This is a genomic window from Variovorax sp. YR752 (assembly GCF_943372545.1).
The window spans coordinates 1-4,416 of sequence record NZ_CALRZC010000382.1 but is presented as its reverse complement, the minus strand read 5'-3'; the positions used below and the strand labels follow the sequence as shown (position 1 = coordinate 4,416).

The following is a 4,416-nucleotide window of genomic DNA, read 5'->3' as shown; positions in this document are numbered from 1 at the left end:
AGGCCATGAGCTTGAAGAGACCCGAGGCGACGGCCTTGGCCAGCACGGTGCTGCCGCGCGTGCGTTGCTCGGCGTCGCGCACGCGTTCGACGAGGTCCGCGTAGCTGCGTGCGTAGGCCGCGTTCTGGTACGACGTGAGGAACGCGGTGCGGTCGGCCACCAGCGCCTCGAAGCTCTGAGGCTTCTGCAGCGACACCACCTGCGCCGGCGCGGCCTGGCGCGTGACGGCCGCGAGGTCGAGCGCCGCTTTGCGGCCCCAGCGGAACGCGGCCTGGTTGGCCTTCACGGCCACGCCGTTGATCTCGATGGCCTTGTCGAGCGCTTCGGCCGACAGCGGCACAAACCCCTTCTGGAACGCGAAGCCCAGCAGAAACAGGTTGGCGGCAATGGCGTCGCCCATGAGGCGCGTGGCCAGCTGCGTCGCGTCGATGAAGTCGGCGCGGCCTTCGACCGATTCCTCGATGAGCGCACGCACCTGCGCGGCGGGGAACTGCCAGTCGGGCTGCTGCGCGAAGTGCCCCGTCGGCTGCTCGAAGGTGTTGACCAGCGCGTAGGTGCGGCCCGGCCGCATGCGTGCGATGGCGTCGGGCGCGCCGGCCGTGAGCATGTCGCAGCCGAGGATCAGGTCGGCCTCGCCGGTGGGAATGCGCTGCGCCTTCAGCTGCGCCGCGTCGCGCGCAATGCGCACGTGCGACGTGACCGAGCCGTTCTTCTGCGACATGCCCGTCATGTCGAGCACGCTCACGCCCTTGCCCTCGAGGTGCGCCGCCATGCCGATCAGCGCGCCGATGGTGATCACGCCCGTGCCGCCGATGCCGGTGATGAGGATGTTGTGCATGCCGTCCAGCGCGAGGGGCACCGGCGCGGGCAGGGCAGGTTCTTCGGCGGCCTTCACGGCCACGGGCGCGTGCTTGCGCGGCTTCACGCCTTCGACCGTCACGAAGCTCGGGCAGAAGCCCTTGATGCACGACTCGTCGGCGTTGCACGCGCTCTGGTCCACGCTGCGCTTGAGGCCCAGGTCGGTTGGCTTCGGTAGCAGCGCGGTGCAGTTCGATTGCTCACCGCAGTCGCCACAGCCTTCGCACACGGCGTCGTTGATGAACACGCGCCGCGCGGCTTGCGGGAACTCGCCCTTCTTGCGGCGACGGCGCTTCTCGGCCGCACACACCTGGTCGTAGATCAGCACCGACACGCCCTCGAAGCCGCGCAGCTCGCGCTGCACCGCGTCCATGTCGTCGCGGTGGTGCACGCTCAGTGCAAAGCCGTCGTGCTCGGGCGGCAGCAGGCTGCGATCGGCCCAGCGCGTCGGGTCTTCGGCCACCAGCGCGAGGCGCTTCACGCCTTCGGCCGCGACCTGGTGCGCGATGCGCGGCACGGTGATCGGCCCGTCGACCGGTTGGCCGCCCGTCATCGCGACCGCGTCGTTGTAGAGGATCTTGTAGGTGATGTTCACGCCCGCCGCCACGGCCGCGCGAATGGCCAGCGAGCCCGAGTGGTAGTAGGTGCCGTCGCCGAGGTTCGCGAACACGTGCTTGCGCTTCGAGAACCACGCCTGCCCGAGCCACGGTGCGCCTTCGCCGCCCATGTGCGTGGTGGTGCGGTTGTGCTCGGGGTAGATGGCCGTGGCCATCACGTGGCAGCCGATGCCCGCGAGCGCGAGGCTGCCTTCGGGCACCTTGGTCGAGGTGTTGTGCGGGCAGCCCGCGCAGTACCAGGCCGGGCGCGAGGGCGTGGCCACGGCCTTGCCGAGCACCACGTCTTTCGCGTCGAGAATCGCCAGCCGCATGCGGATGCGGTCGCTCGTGTGAAAGCGCGCCACGCGCCCGGCAATGACGCGCGCGATCTGCGCCACCGAGAAGTCGGCTGTGGCCGGCAGCAGCCACTGGCCGCGCGGATGCGCACCCCATTCGCCCTGCTCGTCGAACTTGCCGATCACGCGCGGGCGCACGTTCTCGCGCCAGTTGTACAGGTGCTCCTTGAGCTGGTACTCGACGATCTGGCGCTTCTCTTCGACCACCAGAATCTCTTCGAGCCCGTCGGCAAACTCGCGGATCGAATCGGGCTCCAGCGGCCAGGGCATCGACACCTTGAACAGGCGGATGCCGATGCGCGCGGCCTCGTCGGCGTCGATGCCCAGTTCTTCGAGCGCTTCGAGCACGTCGCGGTACGACTTGCCCGAGGCCACGATGCCCAGCCGCGCCTGAGGCGAATCGATGGTCACGCGGTTCAGGCGGTTCTCGCGCGCGTAGGCGATGGCGGCGTAGATCTTGTAGTCCTGCATCAGCGCTTCCTGCTTGCGCGCCTGCACGCCGAGCGTGTCGGTCGACAGCCGCGCATGCACGCCGCCGGGCGGGAACACGAAGTCCTTCGGCAGGCGCGTGTGCACGTCGAGCGCGCCGGCGGCAATGGAGCCCGACGACTCCACCGTGTCGGCCAGCGCCTTGAAGCCGACCGGCAGACCGGCAAAGCGCGACATCGCAAAGCCGTGCAGGCCCAGCTCGATGTATTCCTCCACGCTCTGCGGGTAGAGCATGGGAATCATCGAGGCGGCGAACAGGTGGTCGCTCTGGTTGGGCAGGGTAGAGGAAGACGCGCCGTGGTCGTCGCCCGCCACCAGCAGGATGCCGCCCTTCGGCGAGGTGCCCGCGTGGCTCATGTGCTTGAACACGTCGCCGCAGCGGTCCACGCCGGGCGCCTTGCCGTACCACATGGCAAACACGCCATCGACCGCGCTCTCGCCGGTCAGGTGCACCTGCTGCGTGCCCCACACCGCGGTGGCAGCCAGCTCTTCGTTCACGCCGGGCAGGAACTTGACGGCATTGGCTTCGAGCTGCGGCTGGGCTTTCCACAGCGCTTCGTCCAGGCCGCCGAGCGGCGAGCCGCGGTAGCCCGAGACAAAGCCCGCGGTGTTCAGGCCGGCCTGCTGGTCGCGCCATTTCTGCACGAGCATGAGGCGCACCAGCGCCTGGATGCCGCTCAGGTAGATCCGGCCTTCGGTGGCCGTGTATTTGTCGTCCAGCGCAACGCTGGCGAGTTCGTGGGTTGCCATGAGGGAAAAGACTCCGGGTAGGACTCGTGGAATGCGGGCGTGGCCCCGGTAGAGGGCCGGCCCGCGAAACGCCTCGCCGGGGTTGCCGCCGAGACAGCGACGATTCTTTCGCACCGCGAGCCGAAAGTGCTTCTTCGTTTCGACAGGGAAACCCGCATTCCGGAAGAACCATCGCCGCCACGGTCAATTCGCCGAAAGGCCTTCGGCCACGCCCGCGCCAGCGCGCAGGCCCGACAATGTCCGCCCGATCGACCGAGGACCTGATGAGACCCGACCTGGATTCGCTGGCGCTGTTCCTGCGCGCCATTGAGCACGGCAGCCTGTCGAAGGCCGCCGCCGAGAGCCACATGGTGCTGTCGGCCGCCAGCCGGCGCTTGGCCATCCTCGAGAGCCAGCTTGGCGTGGGGCTGCTCAACCGCACCTCGAAGGGCGTGACGCCCACGGGCGCGGGCGAGTCGCTGGCCATGCATGCGCGCCAGATCCTGCGCGACGTGGACCGCATGCGCGCCGACCTGTCGGACTACGCGCAGGGCGCCACCGGCCGCGTGCGGCTGCACGCCAACGCGTCGGCGATGGGCCAGTTCTTGCCCGACGACGTGGCGAGCTTTCGGATGCGCTACCCCGAGATCCGCGTGAGCGTGGAAGAGCACCGCAGCGTCTACATCGTGCAGGCCATCCGCGACCGCCAGGCCGACGTGGGCGTGATCACCAGCGAGGCGGTCGACCCGGCGCTGCACTTCATTCCGTACCGCACCGACCGGCTCGTGGCCATCGTGCGCCAGAAGCATCCGTGGCGCGGGCGTGAGGTGTCGTTCGAAGAACTGCTCGACTTCGATTTCGTGGGGCTCGAAGACGACTCCGCCATCTCCCGCACCATGGAAGACGCCGCGATGAGCGCGCGCAAGGTGCTGCGGCTGCGTGTGCGCGTGAAGAGCTTCGAGGCCGTGTGCCGGATGATCGAAGCAGGCATGGGCGTGGGCATCCTGCCCGAGGGCGCGGCGGTGACCTACCGCAAGGAGATGAAGCTGCGCTTCATCAACCTCACCGATGCGTGGGCTTCACGCCGGATGTACCTGTGTACGCGGCAGGAGGCATTGAGTTTTCCGCAGCGTCGGTTGGTGGATCATTTGTTGGCACGCGGGATGCCTTAGGCGTCATTCAGGGCGTCGCTCCCGCCGACGGGGAGCCTTGCTCCGCGAATGTCCCCCGGGGCTTCGCCCCTCCTCCTGATATTGTTTAATCCGCTCCTACCGCGCTAAAGGGAGCCCGTTCGGTGAACCCCGATCTCCTCCTTGGGCCGACCAGCCCGCAATCAAGACTGGGAGCCCGAACGGATTCGACGCTGTAGCTCGAACGGTGTCTTGGGG

2 protein-coding genes are annotated in these 4,416 nt (G+C 68.4%); one reads left to right on the top strand and one right to left on the bottom strand.

Annotated elements, in window-relative coordinates; genetic code table 11:
• Window positions 1-3,049 (bottom strand): indolepyruvate ferredoxin oxidoreductase family protein (locus AAG801_RS40630; RefSeq protein ID WP_341893546.1); only part of this gene is annotated, 3,049 nt, incomplete at its 3' end.
• Between the two features lie 263 nt (window positions 3,050-3,312).
• On the opposite strand from AAG801_RS40630, the gene AAG801_RS40625 reads away from it, so the two are divergent.
• Window positions 3,313-4,200 carry a LysR family transcriptional regulator gene (locus AAG801_RS40625; protein WP_341893545.1) on the top strand — a complete coding sequence of 296 codons (888 nt, stop codon included), beginning with the start codon at window positions 3,313-3,315 and terminating at the stop codon, window positions 4,198-4,200.
• The last annotated feature ends 216 nt before the right edge of the window (window positions 4,201-4,416 follow it).

Excerpts from the sequence above, each read along its gene's own strand:
- AAG801_RS40625 (WP_341893545.1), top strand. The coding sequence starts at position 3,313 with ATGAGACCCGACCTGGATTCGCTGGCGCTGTTCCTGCGCGCCATTGAG.